The 20554-nt window shown below is 60.3% G+C and carries 18 protein-coding genes and 1 pseudogene; 5 read left to right on the forward strand and 14 right to left on the reverse strand.

The features are described from left to right. Window positions 1-370: 370 nt before the first annotated feature. Together recJ and L4G42_RS02835 are read right to left on the reverse strand one after the other, a co-directional pair. Entirely contained in the window at window positions 371-2080 is a 1710-nt protein-coding gene (gene recJ / locus L4G42_RS02830; RefSeq protein ID WP_237251166.1) for a single-stranded-DNA-specific exonuclease RecJ, read from the reverse strand. Between the two features lie 90 nt (window positions 2081-2170). Further along, complete coding sequence (locus L4G42_RS02835; protein ID WP_133776162.1) at window positions 2171-2713, reverse strand: YaeQ family protein; 543 nt, start codon at window positions 2711-2713, stop codon at window positions 2171-2173. A 250-nt stretch (window positions 2714-2963) separates the two neighbouring features. Between L4G42_RS02835 and L4G42_RS02840 the strand changes: the two genes are divergently transcribed. Further along, window positions 2964-3809, forward strand: a complete 846-nt coding sequence (locus L4G42_RS02840) for a TIGR02285 family protein (protein ID WP_419789329.1) — start codon at window positions 2964-2966, stop codon at window positions 3807-3809. A 195-nt stretch (window positions 3810-4004) separates the two neighbouring features. Here the strand turns inward: L4G42_RS02840 and L4G42_RS02845 are convergent, their stop codons facing one another. The 10 genes and pseudogenes from L4G42_RS02845 to rpsP form a co-directional block, all read right to left on the reverse strand. Further along, on the reverse strand, window positions 4005-4301 hold the full coding sequence (locus L4G42_RS02845) for a DUF3509 domain-containing protein (protein ID WP_237251167.1): 297 nt from the start codon (window positions 4299-4301) through the stop codon (window positions 4005-4007). Window positions 4302-4453: 152 nt separating this feature from the next. Then, a pseudogene (locus L4G42_RS02850) lies at window positions 4454-6583 on the reverse strand (transporter substrate-binding domain-containing protein); the annotation flags it as partial. A gap of 175 nt (window positions 6584-6758) precedes the next feature. Next, the gene (gene thrC / locus L4G42_RS02855; RefSeq protein ID WP_237251168.1) at window positions 6759-8168 is read right to left on the reverse strand and encodes a threonine synthase; all 1410 of its coding nucleotides are present in this window, start codon (window positions 8166-8168) and stop codon (window positions 6759-6761) included. Between the two features lie 153 nt (window positions 8169-8321). After that, a complete protein-coding gene (locus L4G42_RS02860) occupies window positions 8322-9626 on the reverse strand; it encodes a homoserine dehydrogenase (protein WP_108120894.1) in 1305 nt (434 codons plus the stop codon). A 132-nt stretch (window positions 9627-9758) separates the two neighbouring features. Next, the gene (locus tag L4G42_RS02865) at window positions 9759-10499 is read right to left on the reverse strand and encodes a disulfide isomerase DsbC N-terminal domain-containing protein (protein ID WP_237251169.1); all 741 of its coding nucleotides are present in this window, start codon (window positions 10497-10499) and stop codon (window positions 9759-9761) included. 167 nt (window positions 10500-10666) lie between these two features. Beyond that, window positions 10667-11563: a site-specific tyrosine recombinase XerD gene (xerD, locus tag L4G42_RS02870; RefSeq protein WP_237260492.1), complete on the reverse strand. Its 897-nt coding sequence runs from the start codon at window positions 11561-11563 to the stop codon at window positions 10667-10669. 130 nt (window positions 11564-11693) lie between these two features. Next, window positions 11694-12044: a 50S ribosomal protein L19 gene (rplS, locus tag L4G42_RS02875; RefSeq protein ID WP_037012438.1), complete on the reverse strand. Its 351-nt coding sequence runs from the start codon at window positions 12042-12044 to the stop codon at window positions 11694-11696. Window positions 12045-12087: 43 nt separating this feature from the next. Further along, window positions 12088-12840, reverse strand: coding sequence for a tRNA (guanosine(37)-N1)-methyltransferase TrmD (gene trmD / locus L4G42_RS02880; RefSeq protein WP_237259170.1), 753 nt, complete (start codon window positions 12838-12840; stop codon window positions 12088-12090). 3 nt (window positions 12841-12843) lie between these two features. Further along, window positions 12844-13380: a ribosome maturation factor RimM gene (rimM, locus tag L4G42_RS02885; protein WP_237251172.1), complete on the reverse strand. Its 537-nt coding sequence runs from the start codon at window positions 13378-13380 to the stop codon at window positions 12844-12846. Between the two features lie 5 nt (window positions 13381-13385). Then, on the reverse strand, window positions 13386-13637 hold the full coding sequence (gene rpsP / locus L4G42_RS02890; protein WP_037012442.1) for a 30S ribosomal protein S16: 252 nt from the start codon (window positions 13635-13637) through the stop codon (window positions 13386-13388). Between the two features lie 100 nt (window positions 13638-13737). Here rpsP and L4G42_RS26020 point away from each other — a divergent pair, with 100 nt between their 5' ends. Further along, on the forward strand, window positions 13738-13866 hold the full coding sequence (locus L4G42_RS26020; RefSeq protein ID WP_272903796.1) for a hypothetical protein: 129 nt from the start codon (window positions 13738-13740) through the stop codon (window positions 13864-13866). Window positions 13867-13883: 17 nt separating this feature from the next. Here L4G42_RS26020 and ffh read toward each other — a convergent pair whose 3' ends face one another. Continuing rightward, a complete protein-coding gene (ffh, locus tag L4G42_RS02895; RefSeq protein ID WP_122623424.1) occupies window positions 13884-15260 on the reverse strand; it encodes a signal recognition particle protein in 1377 nt (458 codons plus the stop codon). Window positions 15261-15551: 291 nt separating this feature from the next. On the opposite strand from ffh, the gene L4G42_RS02900 reads away from it, so the two are divergent. The 3 genes from L4G42_RS02900 to L4G42_RS02910 all read left to right on the forward strand — a co-directional run bounded on the left by L4G42_RS02900 (window position 15552) and on the right by L4G42_RS02910 (window position 19240). Beyond that, window positions 15552-16364 (forward strand): cytochrome C assembly family protein, encoded by an 813-nt coding sequence (locus L4G42_RS02900; RefSeq protein ID WP_237251173.1) that lies wholly within the window; start codon window positions 15552-15554, stop codon window positions 16362-16364. A gap of 12 nt (window positions 16365-16376) precedes the next feature. Next, window positions 16377-17615 (forward strand): transporter associated domain-containing protein, encoded by a 1239-nt coding sequence (locus L4G42_RS02905; RefSeq protein WP_237251174.1) that lies wholly within the window; start codon window positions 16377-16379, stop codon window positions 17613-17615. A gap of 302 nt (window positions 17616-17917) precedes the next feature. Next, complete coding sequence (locus L4G42_RS02910; RefSeq protein WP_237251175.1) at window positions 17918-19240, forward strand: MFS transporter; 1323 nt, start codon at window positions 17918-17920, stop codon at window positions 19238-19240. A 100-nt stretch (window positions 19241-19340) separates the two neighbouring features. On the opposite strand, the gene purT is transcribed toward L4G42_RS02910, so the two are convergent. After that, a complete protein-coding gene (gene purT, locus L4G42_RS02915) occupies window positions 19341-20522 on the reverse strand; it encodes a formate-dependent phosphoribosylglycinamide formyltransferase (protein ID WP_237251176.1) in 1182 nt (393 codons plus the stop codon). Between the last annotated feature and the right edge of the window lie 32 nt (window positions 20523-20554).

The raw sequence follows: 20554 nt of genomic DNA on the forward strand, positions 1-20554 counted from the left end.
CAGGTTCCTTACGTGCGAACCTTGAGCCTAGTCGACAACCCGAGAGAAGTGAGGGTTCAGTCGTTTCCGGCTGAAGCCGGTCCTGCTATTGGAATGCTTACCCCTGTAGGACTGGCTCCTGCGGATCTTGCGTTCGACCGTGATCCTTCGTACGCCGCAAATCAATGTAGGAGCGCGCTTGCCCGCGAATACGTAGGCACGGACGATCAATATGCGTCGGATGTACTGGCCTCTTCGCGGGCAAGCGCGCTCCTACACCGATCAGCGGCGCAAGATGAACTCTGCGTCGCACGCACTCGCCTATCCCCGGCCAAAGCCGGTCCTACTGCCGCGTACACCGGTGGGACTGGCTTTAACCGAACCCTATGAATCAGCGCGGTGAAAGATGAACCACCATCAGTTGCACGGTCTCGTTGCCGCGAAACTCGTTCAGGTCCAGCTTGTACGCCAGCTCGACCCAACGCACGGTCGGGTTGGGCCATACGTCGCGGTCGACGCTGAAGGCGATGCCTTCGAGCCTGACGCTGCCGCACTCGGTCTTGAGTACCATCTTCAGATGACGCTCGCCGACCACTCGCTGCTCCACCAACTGGAACACGCCATGGAACAACGGCTCGGGAAAGTGCTGTCCCCATGGGCCGGCGTTGCGCAGCGCGCGGGCCAGTTCCAGATGAAACTCTTCTACCGCCAAGGTGCCGTCGGACAACAACCGGCCGGTCAGGTCTTCTTCCTTGAGCTGGCGGCGCACCTCGGCGTCGAAGGCCTCGGCGAACGCCGGGAAGTTGCCTTCCGGCAGCGACAGCCCGGCCGCCATCGCGTGGCCGCCAAACTTGCTGATCAGCTCGGGATGTTTCGCCGCCACCGCATCAAGTGCGTCGCGGATGTGAAAGCCCGGCACTGAACGCGCCGACCCCTTCAGCACACCCTCGCCTGCGCTGGCGAACGCAATAGTCGGGCGGTGATAACGCTCTTTCATGCGCGAGGCCAGAATGCCGATCACGCCCTGGTGCCACTCGGGTTCGAACAGGCACAGCCCGAACGGCATCGACTCCAGCGGCAGATCTTTGAGCTGGGCGAGCGCCTCGCGTTGCATGCCCTGCTCGATGGACTTGCGGTCCTGATTGAGCTCGTCCAGACGCACGGCCATTTCCCGCGCCTCGGTCTCGTCATCACACAACAGGCATTCGATGCCCAGGCTCATGTCATCCAGACGCCCGGCCGCGTTCAAGCGCGGGCCGATGATGAAACCCAGGTCGGTCGAAGTAATGCGCGACGCCTCGCGACGGGCGACATCAAGAATGGCGCGCAACCCCGGACGTGCACGCCCGGCGCGGATGCGCATGAGCCCCTGGTGCACCAGAATCCGGTTGTTGGCATCCAGCGGCACGACGTCTGCGACGCTGCCCAATGCCACCAGATCCAGCAACTCGCCCAGATTGGGTTGAGCGCGGCCCTCGAACCAGCCGATGTCCCGCAGTCGCGCGCGCAAGGCCATCAACACATAAAAGATCACGCCGACGCCGGCCAGCGACTTGCTCGGGAAGGTGCAGCCGGGCTGGTTCGGGTTGACGATGGCGTCGGCCGCCGGCAATTCGTGGCCGGGCAAGTGGTGATCGGTGACCAATACCTGCAAACCCGCCGCCTTCGCTGCTGCAACGCCTTCGACGCTGGAAATGCCGTTGTCCACGGTCATGAGCAAATCAGGCTGGCGCTCAAGGGCGACCTGGACGATTTCCGGTGTCAGGCCGTAGCCGAATTCGAAACGGTTCGGCACCAGATAGTCCACATGCCCAGCACCGAGCAGGCGCAGGCCCATCACGCCGACTGTGCTGGCCGTGGCGCCATCGGCATCGAAGTCTCCGACGATGAGGATGCGCTGACGCTGCTGCAAAGCAGTTACCAGCAGATCGACAGCGGCATCGATGCCTTTGAGCTGTTGATACGGGATCAACCGGGCGAGGCCCTTGTCGAGTTCCGCCTCCGACGCCACACCGCGGGCCGCGTAAAGCCGGGTGAGCAAGGGCGGCAGATCGCCAAGAAAAGGCAGGGTGTCAGGTAACTCGCGTGGTTCGATGCGCATTCAGGTTCCGCTGGTGTTCTCGTTGGGGCCGGTTGGGTGTAGCGATGCCGTCGCGATGGCGCTGTAGTAGCGTCGCAACGCAGGACTGAATCAGCCCCGCTCGCCCGCCAGCCACTGCAGTTGCACTTCGTGCTGGCCGCGATCGTCGGTCACGAAGATCGTGCCTTCGCTGATCATCACGTCCCACTTGATCACCCGGGGCATGTCCTTGGACAGAATCTCCAGCGCCTCCTGGGGTACCGAAGCGATGTTGACGTTCTTCAGTGTCTTGATCGCCGGTATAACCTTGCCTTCCCACACCCGCAGACTGCCGTAGGCCAGCAGGCTCGTGCGTTCGGTACGGCGCGAGCACCAGGTCAGGCGGTCGGCGTCGGGCTGGCCAACTTCGATCCAGTGCAGCACGCGATCGTCCAGACTCTTTTCCCACAACGCCGGTTCGTCGACGTCCGACAGACCACGGCCAAAGGACAGGTGCTCGTTGTACCAGAAGGCGTAGGCCAACAGGCGCACGGTCATGCGCTCTTCGGTCTCCGAAGGGTGACGGGCGATGGTCTGCTTGACGGTTTCGTAGACCCCGCGATCAAGGTCGGTGAGATTGAGTTCGAACTTGTAGGTCGTGGACGGCTGGGCCATGAACGGGCTTCTAGAGAGACGGGAAAGGCGGCAAGTCTACCCGATGCAGTCCCGTTGAACGACCGAACTCGATGAGCGATGAGGCTCGCCTTTTAAATGGGAGATGGCATACAACGTTCGCGATGCATTACTCAAGCCCACATGACATGTGTTAAACAAATGAAGCACACCATCGATACTTTGCTGCGAGAGACCGTCAATGAGGGTCAAACCTTCCATGCCTGTCACCGGTTCCCGAATGCGCGCCTGGCTGATCGCCGCGCTGCTCGCCTGCGTGCCCGGTACGGCGTCGGCACGTGAAACGCTGATCTGGCTGCTGCGCGACTTCCCGCCGCTGACCATATTTTCCGGCCCATTGGCGGGCCAGGGAGCCATCGACAAGCTGATGCCCGAGCTGACCGCCCGGATGCCGGAATACGATCACCAGATCATGCACGTCAACCGCGCGCGCGGAACGCAGATGCTCAATGACCCTGACGTGTTCGCCTGCGACGCGACCCTGCTGTGGACGCCCGAGCGCGACAAAACCATTCTATTTTCCATCCCCTCGTATGCCACGCCCAGTAATGGCGTGACGATCGAGCGCAGCCGCCACGCACTGTTCGCACCTTTCATCGACGCCGACGGCCGCCTCGACCTTGCCGCCTTGCTCGCCAGCGACAGCGTCGATGTCGGCATCGTCGGCGAACGCAGCTACGGCCCGGTCATCGATAAAGTGTTGCGCGAAACCACTCACCCCAACCGTCTGCTCCTGCACTACGGCAACACGGCGGTCGGCAGCATGCTGGAAATGGAACGACTGGATCGCTTTCAGGCGATCATCAGTTACTGGCCGGAAGCCCGCTTTCACGCCCAGCAACAAGGCATTCCTCTGGACGCAGTGGAATTCCTGCCGGTGAAAGGCGTGCCCAAATACCAGTTCGCTCACATTGCCTGTTCGAAGACCGACAAGGGCCGGGCGGCGATGGAAATCATTAACCGGGAAATGCGCGTGCTGCGAGTGACGCGACTGATCGGGTTTTACTCGGAATGGATGGTCAAGAAGGAGGAATACCTGCGCGACGCCCAGACATTCTTTGAGGAGCCGCCGAACTGACGCTGCGTGAAATCCGTGCCCGGCGTTGAGCCGCCGAATTTCAGACAAAAGAAACCCCGAGCAGCGGGGAGACTGCTCGGGGTCAACCACGGTCCATCTTGGACCCGTACGGCAGGCAGCATGAACACCGGAGCACAATGCCTGCGCCTGCCGTAACTGATAGGAGCCTACTGAATCGAGAAGGTTCCCTGCGGCTCAGATGAAAGGTCGAGATGCAGCGTAAGCGGCGGACTGGGAAACATTGCGCATGGCGGCGATAACACAAGGCTCGATGCGCCCTTCCGCCACCATCAAGTCACGGTGAAGACCGTCTACCACATCAGTCAGCTGACGCTTGTCGCCCAATTGCGATGCAGAAAAAACACGTTCAATCACCATCGCACCCGCTGGATTTTTCAGCGTCACCAGACGCTCGCCCAGGACACCGGCAGGGCCAATGCTCACCTGATAAGGGGACAGCGCTTCGCTCAGTAGCAAGCTGATATTTTCCATCCGGATCACCACTCAACAGTTTGAATGCAAAGGTGCTAACCAATGACCATTGGCAGCAGTGGAAAGTTCGGAGCACTGTGACGCTTCGACACGTGCGCACTGCCGCAGCCTGATTCCGGAGCATGCCTGCCGAATGTGACAGGCAAAATTTACCCTCCGGGCGTCCGGGCTGCGCCTGCCTTGTTAAGGAGCGCCTTCAACTGTGCCGCCGCCTGCTCGGCGGCCTTGCGCGCGTCACGCAACTCAGACTCCAGACGCTTGCGTTCGCTGATGTCCATCCAGCCGCCGAGCAACCCCTGCATCTGACCGTCGGCGCGGTAGTAAGGCACTGCCCATTGCCACGCGTAGACCTGTCGCCCAGCCAGGGTGAGGGCGCGCTCGGTAAACACCGGCTGCTGGGTTTCCAGCAGCTTCAAGTAATCAGCATGCATCTGCTCGGCCAGGTCGCGAGGAACGAGATCAACGTCGATCAGGCGACGGCCCTGCATCTGCTCGTAACTGATCCCGAAGCTCTCCTCATAACTGCGGTTGCAGGCGACGAGACGGCCCTGAAGGTCACGCACGTAAATCGGGTTGGGGATGGCGTCGAGCAGTATCCGCTTGAAGGCGAGCTGATCACCCAGTTGCACTTCAGCACGCTGCCGCTGGTGAATCTGGAACTTCAGACGGCTGCTCCAGGCCAGCGACACCAGACCCAACAATAGGGAAGCGCTCATGACCCCGTATATCCAGGCGGGAATGCGGTTCCAGACCGAAGGTTGAGGATTCGCTGCCCCGAGCCATTTCAGGCGGATTGCACGCATCTCGGCCACCGGAAATTCTTCCAGGGCCTTATTGAGTATGCCAAGCAATTCGGGTTGGTTTTTGACGACCGAAAATTTGTCCGGCGACCACATGCCCTCGACACTGCGCCCGACCTTCAGCTCGCCCGATGGATAGAGCCACGCGCCTGCCTCGTTCTGGATGGTGGCGTCGGCGTCGCCCTTTTCCACCAGTCGGCGGGCATCTTCGTACGTCGCCACAAGCTTGAGCCGGACATGCGGATAGCGTTGCTGAATGAACGCGAGCAACGCGTGGCGCGCGGGAAGCGCCAGCACCTTGCCGGTCATGTCCGACAGCTGGAAGGAAGGATTGCTGTCAGCGTGCACCAGAAACACCCAGTTGTTGCCACCAAATGCGTAGGTGAAATTCAACAGCCCTTTGCGCTCCGGGTTTTCGGCCAGCGTGGTGTTCATGTGTGCACTGCCCTGCGCCAGCGTCTCCAGCAAGCCTTCGGTCGAGGTCGACTCCTGATAGACGAACTGCAAACCGGTCATTCGCGAGATACGCGCGAGCACATCCACATTCAAACCCACCCAGCGACCTTGAGCATCTTTGTAGATGTAGGGAGGGTGCTGGGTGGAGGCGACGGTGACCTGCGGATGCCTGCGAATCCACAGCTGTTCGACAGCGTTGAAATTCACCTGCGGCCGGGCCAGATCGGCGCCCAACCCGAGGGTCCAGCGCCCCTGGATCTCACGGATGACGGATTCGTCCAGGCCTGCCAGCGCTTGGTCGAAGAGTTTCAGCAACCTGGAGTCTTGCTCTCGGAAGGCAAACGAAAAACCTGTGGACGGCAACAGGCTGTCGAACTTGGTCTGCAAACCGAGGTAAGGCCGCAACAGGCTGTAAGACTGCACCGTCAGCTCGTTGGCAATGAACGCGTCGGCGTAGTCGTGGGTCAATGCCTCCATCGCGCTGTAAAGCGTGGGCGCGACGACGATCTCGCTGTCCGGGTAGAGCCGTTGCACCTGCGCCTCGTCAGCATAGCCGTCCAGCAACACCACCCGTTTTCCCCTCAGCGAAGTGTGCAGGCCAGCGTCATTGCCTCTTCCAAACACAACTGCCCGGTCGGGAACGTAGTCCCGCGTGAATGCCAGTCCGGACATTCCTCGCTCGAAACCGTTGGCGCTGGTCAGCAAGTCGATTTCTCCGGCCACCAATGCGTTGACCGCCTGTGCGCGTTTGGCGAACCCCCGTATCTGCACGGGCATGGAAAGCCGCGCACTGATCAGGCCCAGGTAATCTGCGCTGATGCCCTGATAGCGATTATGGTCGGTGGTGATGTCGATGGGCTCATGATCAGCAACGGAAATGCCGACCCTCAGCACTTTTCGTCCGTTCAGCCACTGGCGATCCGCATCATCAAGGACAAGCGGTTGGTGCGCGACGAAGGGCACGCTCAGGCCGAACCGCAAGTTTTCAGCTGCATGGCCTGCGCGACTGCAGATGCACACGAGCATCAGCAACGCCCACAGCGCCGGTTGGAGGTTCAGGTCGCGGCCGTTGAATGCCGCTGAGTAAAAATGTTTAACAACCACAGGCTTATCCGAAAAATGAAAATTCCTCGGAAGTGTGGCACGCAGAAAAAACAAGGCCCGCTGCGAGGCGGGCCTTAGTTGTTACACGGCGATACGGTCAGAGAGGCTTGCCACGATTACCGTGTTGGCTGACAAAGGCCTGCACGGCCTTGAGGTCATTTGGCAGGACGGTGCAGCGTTCGTCTCGCTCAAACAAATCAGACAAATGTGCAGGCAGCTCAAGCGCTTTTCCTACACCGGCCTTCAGTACGGCATCCGGGAATTTGACCGGATGTGCCGTTCCCAGAATCACCATCGGCGTGTCCAGGCTGCGGCGGCAGTCCCTCGCGGCTTTCACGCCGATGGCGGTGTGCGGATCGAGCAGCTCGCCAGTGCTGGCGAACACTTCGGCGATGGTTTTGCAGGTGTCTTCGTCACTGACCGCCAGCGAATCAAACAACTTGCGGGTCTCGGTCCAGCGCTCTTCCTCGACGCTGAAACCACCGCCTTGCCTGAAGGTGTCCATCAGCTTGGCGATCGCGCCGCCGTTGCGACCGTGCATGTCGAACAGCAGACGCTCGAAGTTGGACGACACCATGATGTCCATCGACGGGGTCAATGTCGCGTGCAGCGTTTCCTTGACGTACTGATTGCCGCTCATGAAACGGTGCAGGATGTCGTTACGGTTAGTTGCCACAACCAGTTGGCTGATTGGCAAGCCCATGTTACGGGCCAGGTAACCGGCGAAGATGTCGCCGAAGTTGCCGGTCGGCACGGAGAACGCCACCGAACGCGCCGGGCCACCCACCTGCAGGGCCGCGTGGAAGTAGTAGACGATCTGGGCCATGATCCGCGCCCAGTTGATCGAGTTCACCGCCACCAGACGCGTGCCCTTCAGAAAGCTCTGGTCGGCGAAGCTGTTCTTGACCATTTCCTGGCAGTCGTCGAAGTTGCCTTCGATCGCGATGTTATGGATGTTCTCGCCGAAGATAGTGGTCATCTGACGGCGCTGAACATCGGACACGCGATTGTTCGGGTGCAGGATGAAGATGTCGACGTTGTCGCAACGACGACAGCCTTCGATGGCCGCCGAGCCGGTGTCACCCGACGTAGCGCCAATGATGACCACGCGTTCGCCGCGCTTCTCGAGCACGTAGTCCAGCAAACGACCCAGCAGTTGCAGAGCGAAATCCTTGAACGCCAGGGTCGGGCCGTGAAACAGCTCCAACACCCACTCGTTGCCGTTGAGCTGGCGCAGTGGCGCAACCGCAGCATGGGAAAACACGCCGTAGGTTTCTTCGAGAATCTTCTTGAAATCCGCGTCGGGGATGCTGCCCGTCACGAACGGACGCATGACGCGAAAGGCCAGTTCGTGATAAGGCAGACCGGCCCAGGACGCGATCTCTTCCTGAGTAAAGCGCGGCAGGTTTTCCGGAACGTACAGACCGCCATCGCTTGCCAGACCGGTCAGCAGCACGTCTTCGAAATTCAGGGCCGGTGCCTGGCCGCGGGTACTGATATAGCGCATTCTTCAAACCTTCGGTTTGGGCGGCAAGCCTCAAGGGGCAAGCTGCAAGTCAAAGCGGTTTGTCTTTAACCTGCAGCCCGGTGCCCGAAGCTCACCGCGATATGATTTTGCTGTTACTTGCAGCTTGCCGCTTAACGCTTGCTGCGGCTTATCTCAGTTCAAATGCTCAACGCGGATACGCACAACCGGGCCGGCGACATCTTCCAGCGCCTCCAGCGCTTCGATCGCATCGTTCATGCGTTTCTCGACCACGCGGTGGGTCAGCAGAATCATCGGCACCAGGCCGTCATGCTCTTCGACTTCTTTCTGCATGATCGATTCGATGTTGATGCCGCGCTCGGACAGAATGCTCGCCACCTGAGCCAGCACACCGGGATGGTCCTTGGCCTGGATGCGCAGGTAGTAGGCGCTTTCGCACGCATCGATCGGCAGGATCGGGTGGGCCGAAAGCGAATCGGGCTGGAAGGCCAGATGCGGGACGCGGTTTTCAGGGTCGGTGGTCAGGGCACGGACCACGTCGACCAGATCGGCCACGACAGACGAAGCCGTTGGCTCCATGCCGGCACCTGCGCCGTAGAACAATGTCGAGCCGGCCGCGTCGCCGTTGACCATCACGGCGTTCATCACGCCATTGACGTTGGCGATCAGGCGGTCCGCCGGGATCAGGGTCGGGTGGACGCGCAGTTCAATACCGCTCGGCGTGCTGCGGGCAACGCCCAGGTGCTTGATCCGGTAGCCCAGCGCTTCGGCGTAATTGACGTCGGCGGTGGTCAGCTTGGTGATGCCTTCGGTGTAGGCCTTGTCGAATTGCAGCGGAATGCCAAAGGCGATGGACGCCAGAATGGTCAGCTTGTGCGCCGCGTCGATGCCTTCGACGTCAAAGGTCGGATCGGCTTCTGCATAGCCCAGCGCCTGCGCTTCAGCCAGGACGTCCGGGAAGGTGCGTCCCTTTTCGCGCATCTCGGTGAGGATGAAGTTGCCGGTGCCGTTGATGATGCCGGCGACCCAGTTGATGCGGTTGGCCGACAGGCCTTCACGAATGGCCTTGATCACCGGAATACCGCCCGCGACCGCCGCTTCGAACGCCACGATGACGCCCTTCTCGCGGGCCTTGGCGAAAATTTCGTTGCCGTGCACGGCGATCAGCGCCTTGTTGGCGGTCACCACGTGCTTGCCGTTTTCGATGGCCTTGAGCACCAGTTCGCGGGCGATGGTGTAGCCACCGATCAGCTCGATGACGATGTCGATTTCAGGGTTGCTCGCCACGTCGAACACGTCGGTCGTGGTCGGGGTACCGGTAATCTGGCAATTGGGGTTTGGCGTACGCATGGCAATCTGCGCCACTTCGATTCCACGCCCGGCACGGCGGGCAATTTCCTCGGCGTTACGCTTTAGCACATTGAAGGTACCGCCACCGACAGTACCCAGCCCACAGATGCCTACTTTTACCGGTTTCACTATGAACTCCCCATAAAACGGCCGACGCGAGGCCGGCCGTGGAATCAGCCGCATTCAACACGGCTCGCTATTGATGAAGCGCTGCAGAAAGGCCGCTTCAATGTTTACCGCAGGAGGCTGCGATAAACGAAATTACTTGGCACTCAGTGCGAGTTTGGCCACTTGTGGCGCCGGCTGGTAGCCCGGAATCAGCTGACCGTCGGCCAACACGATGGCCGGTGTGCCGTTCACGCCGATGGACTGGCCGATTTCAAATTGCCTGGTGACCGGGTTGTCGCACTTGGGCGCCTGAATATTCTTGCCATCGACCATGCGGTCCATGGCACCGCGGCGGTCCTTGGAGCACCACACTGCCTGAAGCTGCTCGTCACCCGGCGAACCCAGGCCCTGACGCGGGAACGCCACATAGCGCACTTCGATGCCACGCTTGTTCAGCTCCGGCACTTCGGCATGCAGTTTGTGGCAGTACGGGCAGGTGGTGTCAGTGAACACCGTGATGTGGGATTTGGTCTCGCCCACGGCTGGGTAGACGACCATTTCAGCGGCAGGAATGCCATTGATAGTCTTGGCAATCGCCTGACGCTCGACCTTCTCGGTCAGGTTGACCGGCTTGCCGGCCTGCATCTGGTACAGGTTGCCCTGCATGACGAACTGACCGTCGCCGCTGGCATACAGCACACGACCGCCCTTCAGATTGACTTCGTAGAGGCCGTTCAACGGACTGCTGGAAATGCTCTCGACGGGAATTTCCAGATTGAGCGATTCCAGGGTCTTGCGAATGGCTTTGTCGGACGCCTCATCGGCGTGGGCAAAAAGGCTGAAAGAGCTGGCCAGCGCTACAACGGCAGCACCGAGAAAACGAGTGACGCGCATGAAAACTCCTCGAGCGGTGAGCAGACGGGCCGGGCTGAAAACGGGTGGCGAAAAAGCACCGGGATGTTTTCAGGGCCTTGATCTGCGAAACCGGCAAAGCCTATCACATAAGGCTCGCGAGGCCGACGCCCGCTGATGTAAGACACGTCGTAAATTACTGAAGTCCCCTACCCCCTCGGGTGATGCTTTGCGTGCACTTCCTGCAACCGAGCGCGGGCGACGTGGGTGTAAATCTGCGTGGTCGACAGGTCGCTGTGACCAAGGAGCATCTGCACGACGCGCAGGTCGGCGCCATGGTTGAGCAGGTGTGTGGCAAAGGCGTGACGCAGGGTGTGCGGCGACAGGGATTTGCCGATGCCGGCGACTTTGGCCTGGTGCTTGATGCGGTGCCAGAAGGTCTGGCGGGTCATCTGTTCGCCGCGCTGGCTGGGAAACAGCACGTCGCTGGGCCGACCGTTGAGCAATTCGTGGCGAGCGTCGCGCATATAACGCTCGACCCAGACGATGGCTTCCTCCCCCATCGGCACCAGACGCTCCTTGCTGCCCTTGCCCATCATGCGCAACACACCCTGACGCAAGTTGACCTGCTCAAGCGTCAGGCTGATCAGTTCGGTCACCCGCAGCCCGCAGGCGTAGAGCACTTCAAGCATGGCCCGGTCACGCTGGCCGATGGCGTCGCTCAGGTCGGGGGCGCCAAGCAACGCTTCAACGTCGGCTTCGGACAAGGATTTGGGAAGTGGCTTACCCAACTGCGGCATGTCGACCTGCAACGTCGGGTCGACCGCGATCAGCTTCTCCCGGAGCAGATAGCGATAGAAACCGCGCACGCCGGAGAGCAGCCGTGCCGTCGAGCGAGGTTTGTAGCCGTTGTCGACCCGCCACGCCAAGTGGTCGAGAATCGCTTCCCGACTCACACTCATCAGGTCCACGCCCTTTTCCTGCAACCAGCCGTTGAACAGCGCGAGGTCGCTGCGATAAGCGTCGCGCGTGTTGTCCGACAGCCCTTTCTCCAGCCACAAGGCGTCGAGGAAGCGGTCGATCATGGGATGGTCAATGGCGGGCATGGGTTCTGACTTGAGTGATGGAAAGCGGGGGGCAGTTTTTCACACCTGCGAAGGCGGGACAAAAACCGAATCCCGGAAAGCAAAAAAGCAGCCCGTAGGCTGCTTTTTCATTCGCATGGGAAGACTGGGATTAAACCAGTTTTTCCTTGATGCGAGCTGCTTTACCGGACAGGTCACGCAGGTAGTACAGCTTGGCCTTGCGAACGTCGCCGCGACGTTTCACAGCCATGCTGTCGATTTGCGGGCTGTAGGTCTGGAAAGTACGTTCAACGCCAACACCGTTGGAGATTTTACGAACAGTGAAAGCACTGTTCACACCACGGTTACGCTTGGCGATAACAACGCCTTCGAACGCCTGCAGACGAGCGCGGTCGCCTTCCTTCACTTTCACCTGAACGACAATGGTGTCGCCCGGGGCAAAGGGAGGGATCTCTTTGGTCATCTGCTCTGCTTCGAGTGCAAGGATGATTTTGTTAGTCATGCTGTGCTCCTAAGGTAAACCGGTCTGATTTACCATCGATACGTTAACTATCGTCCCGCCCGCGGAGGTATTCCGCCAGCAGCTTCTTCTCTTCTCCAGAAAGCGAGCGGCTTTCCAGAAGATCGGCGCGTCGTTCATAGGTCCGCCCAAGGGACTGCTGTAAACGCCAACGCCGGATGTGTGCGTGATTGCCACTAAGCAATACGTCGGGAACACGCTGATCCGCATACACCTCCGGTCGGGTGTAGTGCGGGCAATCCAGCAGACCATCCGTGAAGGAATCTTCCTCCGCGGAATCTACATGCCCTAAAGCTCCAGGCAGCAGTCGCGTAACCGCATCTATCAGGACCATGGCCGGCAGCTCACCGCCAGATAACACATAGTCGCCAATCGACCACTCTTCATCGACATGAGCTTCAATGAAACGCTCGTCGACGCCTTCATAACGACCGGCAATCAGGATAAGTGCTTCTTCCTGCGCCAGTTCGCGTACCGCAGACTGATCCAGCTTGCGGCCTTGTGGCGACAGGTAAATTACCTTCGCCGCATCCCCCGCCGCCTGTCTGGCCTGAGCCAGAGCATCTTCGAGGGGCTTGATCTTCATCACCATGCCAGGGCCACCGCCAAACGGGCGATCGTCCACAGTGTGATGTCGATCAGTGGTGTAATCCCGCGGATTCCAACAGGTGAGCTGCAACAGCTCCTGTTTCACCGCACGGCTGGTAATACCGTATTCGCTGATGGCGGAAAACATCTCGGGAAACAGCGTGATGACTTCTATGCGCAGGCTGGCCATTGCTTAGAAATCCGCGTCCCATTCCACCTTCATCTCGCCTGCAACCAGATCAACAGCCAACACGCATTGCTCCGTATAGGGCAAAAGGCGTTCGCGATCGTCCAGACTGCCTGCGCAGGGTTTGACCACCATTACATCGTTGGCGCCGGTTTCCAGAAGATGATCGACCTTCCCGAGCAGTTGCCCAAGACCGTCAATGACCTTCAGACCTTCAAGCTGGTACCAGTAGTACTCGCCGTCGGTCAATTCAGGGAACAGGTCGCGTGGCACGCAGATCTCATAACCGGCCAGAAGACGAGCTTCTTCACGATCATCAAGACCCTTGAGCTTGGCGACCAGGAACTTGTCGTTCCCGCGTCCACTGACCAGCTCGACCTGTTTCACATTGCCTTCGCGCTTGAGCGTCCAGGTTTTGTACTGCAACAGGTTTTCGGTTGGATCAGTAAAGGAGTACGCCTTCACTTCGCCGCGAACGCCATGTACCGAGTAAATCTTGCCGATGACGATCAAATCGTCGGCAGAAGCTGGCGTCGCGTTCATATTGCTCAGGCCGCAGCCTTGGCAGATTCCTTCAACAGCGAAGCAACACGCTCAGAAGGTTGTGCACCAACGCTCAGCCAGTAGGCCAGACGCTCTTGGTTCACGGACAGACGGATTTCCTGACCACGGGCAACCGGGTTGAAGAAACCGATTTGTTCCTTGTGCGAACCGTCGCGTGGGTTACGGCTGTCGGTCACAGTCAGGTGGTAGAACGGGCGCTTTTTAGAGCCGCCAAGGGCAAGACGGATTGTTAGCATTGAACAATTTTCCTGTAGTCGGTGCTGCAAATCTAAGATGCACAGCGGGCATGGGTGCCCGAAAGGCCGCATATTCTAAGGAATATCCGGATTTTTGCAAATGACTTTTTCCGGCGTGCGCCGTCAGGCCATCAAGATCTGCCGTGGAGCCGTCAGGGATGACGGCGTTGAGCGCCTGCCTGAGCAGGCCATCGGGACAGTTGCCCCAATGAAGAACGCGCGGGAATAACGCCCGCACGATGCAATTTACATTTTGGGCATACCGCCGCCGGGCAACATTCCGCCCATGCCGCGCATCATTTTGGCCATGCCGCCCTTGGTCGAAAACTTTTTCATCATCTTCTGCATCTGTTTGTGCTGCTTGATCAGACGACCGATGTCCTGCACCTGAGTGCCGGAACCCATGGCGATACGGCGCTTGCGTGAACCGCTGATCAACTCAGGGTCGCGACGCTCGGCCGGGGTCATCGAATTGATGATGGCTTCCATCTGCTTGAACTGCTTTTCGGCTGCGCCCTGTGCGTTGCCCATCTGCGACAGGTTCACGCCACCGATGCTTGGCAGTTTATCCATGAGCCCGCCCAGGCCGCCCATGTTCTTCATTTGTTGCAGCTGGTCGCGGAAGTCTTCGAGGTCGAAGCCCTTGCCCTTCTTCAGCTTCTTGGCCAGTTTGTCGGCCTTGTCCTTGTCGAGGGTCTGTTCGGCCTGCTCGATCAGGCTGAGCACGTCGCCCATGCCAAGGATGCGCGATGCGATACGGTCCGGGTGGAACGGCTCCAGCGCCTCGCTCTTCTCGCCCATACCGATGAACTTGATCGGCTTGCCGGTGATGGCGCGCACCGACAGTGCAGCACCGCCACGGGCGTCGCCGTCGACCTTGGTCAGAATCACACCGGTGAGCGGCAGCGCATCACCAAACGCCTTGGCGGTGTTCGCAGCATCCTGGCCAGTCATGGCGTCGACGACGAACAGCGTCTCGGCCGGCTTGACCGCCGCGTGCAGCGCCTGGATCTCGCCCATCATTTCGGCGTCGATGTGCAGACGACCGGCGGTGTCGAGGATCACCACATCGATGAACTTGAGCCTGGCTTCCTTGATGGCCGCTTCAGCGATGTCCACCGGCTTCTGGCTGATGTCGGACGGGAAGAACGTCACGCCGATGTCGTTGGCCAGGGTTTCCAGCTGCTTGATCGCGGCTGGACGGTAAACGTCCGCCGACACCAGCATCACGGTTTTCTTTTTGCGCTCTTTCAGGAATCGGGCGAGCTTGCCGGCAGTGGTGGTCTTGCCCGCACCTTGCAGACCCGCCATCAGGATGACCGCCGGCGGCGTGACGTTGAGGGTCAGCTCTTCGTTGGCCGCCCCCATCATCTCTTCCAGCTCGGCCTGGACGATCTTCACGAACGCCTGGCCCGGCGTCAGGCTGCGCGACACCTCGGTGCCGACAGCGCGCTCCTTGATGCGATTGACGAAGTCTTTGACAACCGGCAAGGCGACGTCGGCTTCAAGCAGCGCCATACGCACTTCACGCAGTGTGTCCTTGATGTTGTCCTCGGTCAGCTTGGCTTTACCGGTGACCTGGCGCAGCGTCTGCGAAAGACGATCTGTCAGATTTTCAAACATGCGTGATCCTTTGGGTTCGTGCTGAACCCCGATTGATGCGGCCCGGCCCGTAGCGGCCTTTTCAGTCGGCTGCCGACATCGCGACGCCTGCGCTTTACAGGATCGCTATTGGGAATAGGGACGCTATAAAGGCGGCTGAAACAGCGATCGGCAAGCCTGTGGCTTGAGCAGGTCGCGGATTATAGCGAAGAGTCCGGCGCACGGACACCACGGCGTCTGCTTCTGTAGTCTTTCGTGAAATGCGCGTTTTATGCCAAACTCACCGGCTTTCGAGCACGCCCAACAGGATCTATGTCCCCCTTGTCACCGAGTTTGCTCTTCAGCCTCGCCGCCGCCGTCTTTTACGCCGCTGCGACCGTCTACCAGGGTATGCGCCTGCGTCGGGGCCAAAAGGCCGACAAATGGCTGCTGTGCCTGATCGGCACCCTTGCCGTTGCCTGCCAGGCCAGTGCGCTGTTCGGCCAACTGGTGCGCCCTATCGGCCTGGGTCTGGACTTTTTCAGTGCCGCCAGCCTGATCGCTGTTGCCGTGATCATCGTGACCATGCTCGCGTGCATTCGCCTCCCGGTCGAAATCCTGCTGATCCTCCTGTTCCCGCTGGGGCTGCTGACGACCCTGATGGCGCAGTTCGCGCCTTCCGGTACGCTGCAACCGATCATTGAAGAACACGGCATCATCAGCCATATCCTGCTGTCGATCCTCGCCTACGGGATGTTCACCATCGCGGTGTTCCAGTCTTTGCTGCTGTTGCTGCAGGATCATCAACTGAAGAACAAGCACCCGCTTGGCCTGATCAAAAGCTTCCCGCCGCTGCAAACCATGGAAAGCCTGCTCTTCGGTTTCCTGTGGGCCGGCTGGGTCTTGCTGTCGATGTCGCTGATTTCCGGCTGGCTGTTCGTCGAAAACCTGTTTGCCCAGCATCTGGTGCACAAGACCCTGCTGTCGATCCTCGCGTGGATGGTCTTCAGCGTGCTGCTCTGGGGACGCCATCATCTGGGCTGGCGCGGCCACAAGGCGATCCGCTGGACGCTGGGCGGATTCCTGCTCCTGATGCTGGCCTACTTCGGCAGCAAGCTCGTTCGTGAATACATCCTGCACATCTGACGGGCGTTGATCATGGATAACCTGCCGGTCGGCACAATGCTCGCACTGCTTGCCCTGCTCACGTTGTGGTCCGGGCTGTTCAGTGCGGTCGAGGCTGCGCACCACAATCTCAGGGCGATGCCGGTCAATCCCCGCTCCAACGAGCCACCGAAGCCGGTTCTGGCGTTCAACCTCAACAGCCTCATCCTCGGCAACACGCTGCTCAAGGCGCTGATTACTGTCCTCGCCACGCTGCTTGCCATCGGGCACTGGTATTTCCACGGTCCGCTGATTGCCTGGCTGGGTGTCGCCAGCGTGCTGGTGGTAGTGACCGAGTTCATTCCGCGAAAGCTGGCGGCGCGTCGTCCCGAGTCAATTCTGCTGCTGGGCAATAACGTGCTGCGCATCCCGGTTCGGCTGTTGCAGCCGCTGACCTGGATCTACAAGAACATTGCCAAGACGCTGCTGCGTCCTTTTTTGTCGAAGCGTCGGCCAGACACCATCGATGACGAAGACGACACGCGCCCGACGGTCTATCAGGATAATGAAAGCCAGTATGGCCGCGCCCATGTCATCTCCGGGATTCACGCGCTGGACCGCATGACCGTGAATGACATCCTGGTGCCGCGCAGCGAAGTCGACGGCATCAACCTCGACGACACCATCGAGGAGATCATCGACAAGCTGATCATCTCCCGGCACACCCGTCTGCCGGTCTACCACAACGACATCAATCAGGTGGAAGGCGTGCTCAACACGCGGATGATCAGCCACCTGCTGCCGCGCAACGAGTTGACCAAAGAAGCGCTGCGGGCCGCCTGCTACGAACCGTACTTCGTGCCGGAAAGCACACCGCTGCAGATGCAACTGCTCAACTTCCACAAACAGCAGCGGCGCATGGGCGTGGTGGTCGATGAGTACGGCGAGGTGCTGGGCATCGTCAGCCTCGAGGATATTCTGGAAGAGATCGTCGGCGAATTCGAAAGCGAGCAGGCCCTCGATAACCCGCACATTCAGCCGCAGCCTGACGGACGCCTGGTGATTGACGGCGCCGCGTCGATTCGCGATCTGAATAAAAGCCTGGGCTGGCATCTGCCCTCCGATGGCCCCAAAACCCTCAACGGTCTGATCACCGAAGCGCTGGAGACCATTCCCAACAGCGCGGTCTGCCTGAAGATCGGGCCTTATCGTCTGGAAATCCTCGAGACCGAAGACAACCGCGTCAGCCGGGTGCTGATGTGGCTGAACACCCGCACCAAAGACGTGATCTGAAAAGGCAGGCGGCGCCCTGAAACACTTGTTTGCGCGCCGATCCCCTTCCTATAATCGATCCGCTTACCCAGCCCCGCCGATCCGCGTGCTACCCGCACAATGCGCGATCCGGCCAGTCACACAGCCTGACCGCTCACGCGACACCCTGGCCTTCGCTCCCATCCCGAGCACGCCACGCGCCTTTGCCCGCATCCGGGCTAGCCTGTTCAGCGCTGGACCAAAAAACAATTAACGATTGCCGCAGCGCGCGTACGAACCTTCGTCTCCCGCTGACAGGCGATACGACTGCCAGGGATTTCCGCATGACCACTACTTCTGCCTGTCCAACCAGCGACGAGAGCGACGCCCGCCCCGCCAACTCCGCGGCTCGCGTCGCCACCGCCAGCTTCATCGGCACCGCCATCGAGTTCTACGATTTCTACGTGTACGCCACCGCCGCGGCGCTGGTGATCGGGCCGGTGTTCTTTCCGCAGACCTCCAGCACCGCACAGATGCTGTCGGCGTTTCTGACGTTCGGGATCGCCTTTCTCGCACGTCCGCTGGGCTCGGCGCTGTTCGGCCACTTCGGTGATCGTGTCGGCCGCAAATCGACACTGGTCGCCTCACTACTGCTCATGGGCGTCTGCACCACGCTGATCGGCGTGTTGCCGGGTTACGACGCCATTGGCTCGTGGGCACCGATCCTGCTCTGCGTGCTGCGCTTCGGCCAAGGCCTTGGACTGGGTGGCGAATGGGGCGGCGCGGCGTTGCTGGCGACCGAGAACGCCCCCAAGGGCAAACGAGCATGGTTTGGCATGTTCCCGCAGCTGGGCCCATCGATCGGCTTCCTTGCGGCAAACGGGCTGTTTCTGACACTGGCGATGACGCTGGATGACGAGCAATTCCGCTCCTGGGGCTGGCGCGTGCCGTTTCTGCTCAGCGCCGTGCTGGTGATCATCGGGATGTACGTACGCCTGAAGCTTGAGGAAACGCCTGTTTTCGCCAAAGCCATCGCCCGCCATGAGCGTGTGAAACTTCCGATTGCCGAGCTGTTCGGTCAGTACTGGAAGCCGATGCTGCTGGGGGCAGCGTCGATGGTGGTGTGCTATGCGTTGTTCTATATCTCCACCGTCTTCTCGCTGAGCTATGGCGTGAAGACGCTGGGTTACAGCCGCGAGTCGTTTCTCGCGATGCTGTGTTTTGCGGTGCTGTTCATGGCCCTCGCGACGCCGCTTTCCGCGTTGGCGAGTGATCGATTTGGTCGCAAGCCGGTGCTGATCATCGGCGGCGTGTTGGCGATCCTGTCAGGCTTTCTGATGGAGCCTTTGCTGACCCACGGCACGACTTGGGCGGTGACGCTGTTCCTGTCGATCGAGCTGTTTCTGATGGGCGTCACGTTCGCGCCGATGGGGGCGATGCTGCCGGAGCTGTTTCCCACGCGGGTGCGTTATACCGGCGCGTCGGCGGCCTACAACATCGGCGGCATTGTCGGTGCCTCGGTCGCGCCTTTTTTCGCGCAGAAGCTGGTGGAAATGGGCGGCCTGAGCTGGGTCGGTGGGTATGTCTCGGCGGCAGCGTTGATCAGCGTGATCGCCGTGCTGTGCCTGAAAGAAACCCGGCACGCGGACCTGGATACGATTGCCTGAGCACACCGGCTACGTGGATTGTGGATTGTAGGAGCGTGCCTGACGACAGCCAAACAAAAACGGCGCCCCTGAGGGCGCCGTTTTTTATTCAGCGTGACGCTTACATCTGAACCTTCACCGCCATCGACGCGCGGGTGGCCTTGCTGCGGGCGGCTTCGATCGACTCGTCGCGCGCCAGTGCAACGCCCATGCGGCGCTGACCATTGACCTCAGGCTTGCCGAACAGACGCAGCGCGGTGTCCGGTTCGCTCAGGGCTTGCTCCAGGTTGGCGAACGCCGTCTGGGTCGATTGACCTTCCACCAGAATCACTGCCGACGCTGATGGGCCGAACTGGCGAATCAACGGGATCGGCAGACCGAGAATGGCGCGGGCGTGCAGCGCGAACTGCGACAGGTCTTGGGAAATCAGGGTGACCAGACCGGTGTCGTGGGGGCGCGGCGAGACTTCGCTGAACCAGACCTGATCGCCCTTGATGAACAACTCGACACCAAACAGACCACGGCCGCCCAGCGCCTCGGTCACCGCTTTGGCGACGCGCTCGGACTCGGCCAATGCCACCGGGCTCATGGCCTGGGGCTGCCACGATTCCTGATAGTCGCCCTTCTCCTGACGATGGCCGACCGGTGCACAGAAAGTTGTGCCGCCGACGTGACGCACGGTCAGCAGCGTGATTTCGTATTCGAAATCGATGAAACCTTCGATGATCACTCGGCCTTTGCCGGCACGACCGCCTTCCTGCGCATAGTCCCAGGCCTTCTGGATGTCAGCGTCGGTTTTCAGCAGGCTCTGGCCCTTGCCCGACGAGCTCATCACCGGTTTGACCACGCACGGGAAGCCGAGGTCTTCGACGGCCTTTTTGTAGTCTTCGAAGGTGTCGGCAAAGTGATACGGCGATGTCGGCAGGTCCAGCTCTTCAGCGGCCAGACGACGAATGCCTTCGCGGTTCATGGTCAGCTGCGCAGCGCGAGCCGTCGGAATGACCGTGAAGCCTTCGGACTCCAGTTCCACCAGGGTCGCGGTGGCGATGGCTTCGATTTCCGGGACGATGTAATGCGGCTTTTCAGACTCGATCACCGCGCGCAAGGCGGCGCCGTCGAGCATATTGATCACGTGGCTGCGGTGCGCGACCTGCATCGCCGGAGCATTGGCGTAACGGTCGACGGCGATCACTTCAACGCCCAGGCGTTGCAGCTCGATCACCACTTCCTTGCCAAGCTCGCCGCAACCGCAGAGCAAAACGCGGGTCGCGGTCGGCGACAGTGGAGTTCCGATTTGAGTCATCTCAGGTCCTCGTGGAGCAGGTCGAGGGTTGC

The sequence above is a fragment of the Pseudomonas petrae genome, assembly GCF_021728295.1.
In the GTDB taxonomy this organism is placed as follows: domain Bacteria; phylum Pseudomonadota; class Gammaproteobacteria; order Pseudomonadales; family Pseudomonadaceae; genus Aquipseudomonas; species Aquipseudomonas petrae.

What these genes read in the sequence shown, in the direction of transcription:
- recJ (WP_237251166.1), bottom strand. Translation starts at nt 2,080, where the DNA reads ATGCGCATCGAACCACGCGAGTTACCTGACACCCTGCCTTTTCTTGGC.
- L4G42_RS02835 (WP_133776162.1), bottom strand. Translation starts at nt 2,713, where the DNA reads ATGGCCCAGCCGTCCACGACCTACAAGTTCGAACTCAATCTCACCGAC.
- L4G42_RS02845 (WP_237251167.1), bottom strand. Translation starts at nt 4,301, where the DNA reads ATGGAAAATATCAGCTTGCTACTGAGCGAAGCGCTGTCCCCTTATCAG.
- thrC (WP_237251168.1), bottom strand. Translation starts at nt 8,168, where the DNA reads ATGCGCTATATCAGTACCCGCGGCCAGGCACCGGCCCTGAATTTCGAA.
- L4G42_RS02865 (WP_237251169.1), bottom strand. Translation starts at nt 10,499, where the DNA reads ATGCGCGTCACTCGTTTTCTCGGTGCTGCCGTTGTAGCGCTGGCCAGC.
- xerD (WP_237260492.1), bottom strand. Translation starts at nt 11,563, where the DNA reads ATGCCCGCCATTGACCATCCCATGATCGACCGCTTCCTCGACGCCTTG.
- rplS (WP_037012438.1), bottom strand. Translation starts at nt 12,044, where the DNA reads ATGACTAACAAAATCATCCTTGCACTCGAAGCAGAGCAGATGACCAAA.
- trmD (WP_237259170.1), bottom strand. Translation starts at nt 12,840, where the DNA reads ATGGCCAGCCTGCGCATAGAAGTCATCACGCTGTTTCCCGAGATGTTT.
- rimM (WP_237251172.1), bottom strand. Translation starts at nt 13,380, where the DNA reads ATGAACGCGACGCCAGCTTCTGCCGACGATTTGATCGTCATCGGCAAG.
- rpsP (WP_037012442.1), bottom strand. Translation starts at nt 13,637, where the DNA reads ATGCTAACAATCCGTCTTGCCCTTGGCGGCTCTAAAAAGCGCCCGTTC.
- L4G42_RS26020 (WP_272903796.1), top strand. Translation starts at nt 13,738, where the DNA reads ATGACTTTTTCCGGCGTGCGCCGTCAGGCCATCAAGATCTGCCGTGGA.
- ffh (WP_122623424.1), bottom strand. Translation starts at nt 15,260, where the DNA reads ATGTTTGAAAATCTGACAGATCGTCTTTCGCAGACGCTGCGCCAGGTC.
- L4G42_RS02900 (WP_237251173.1), top strand. Translation starts at nt 15,552, where the DNA reads ATGTCCCCCTTGTCACCGAGTTTGCTCTTCAGCCTCGCCGCCGCCGTC.
- L4G42_RS02905 (WP_237251174.1), top strand. Translation starts at nt 16,377, where the DNA reads ATGGATAACCTGCCGGTCGGCACAATGCTCGCACTGCTTGCCCTGCTC.
- L4G42_RS02910 (WP_237251175.1), top strand. Translation starts at nt 17,918, where the DNA reads ATGACCACTACTTCTGCCTGTCCAACCAGCGACGAGAGCGACGCCCGC.
- purT (WP_237251176.1), bottom strand. Translation starts at nt 20,522, where the DNA reads ATGACTCAAATCGGAACTCCACTGTCGCCGACCGCGACCCGCGTTTTG.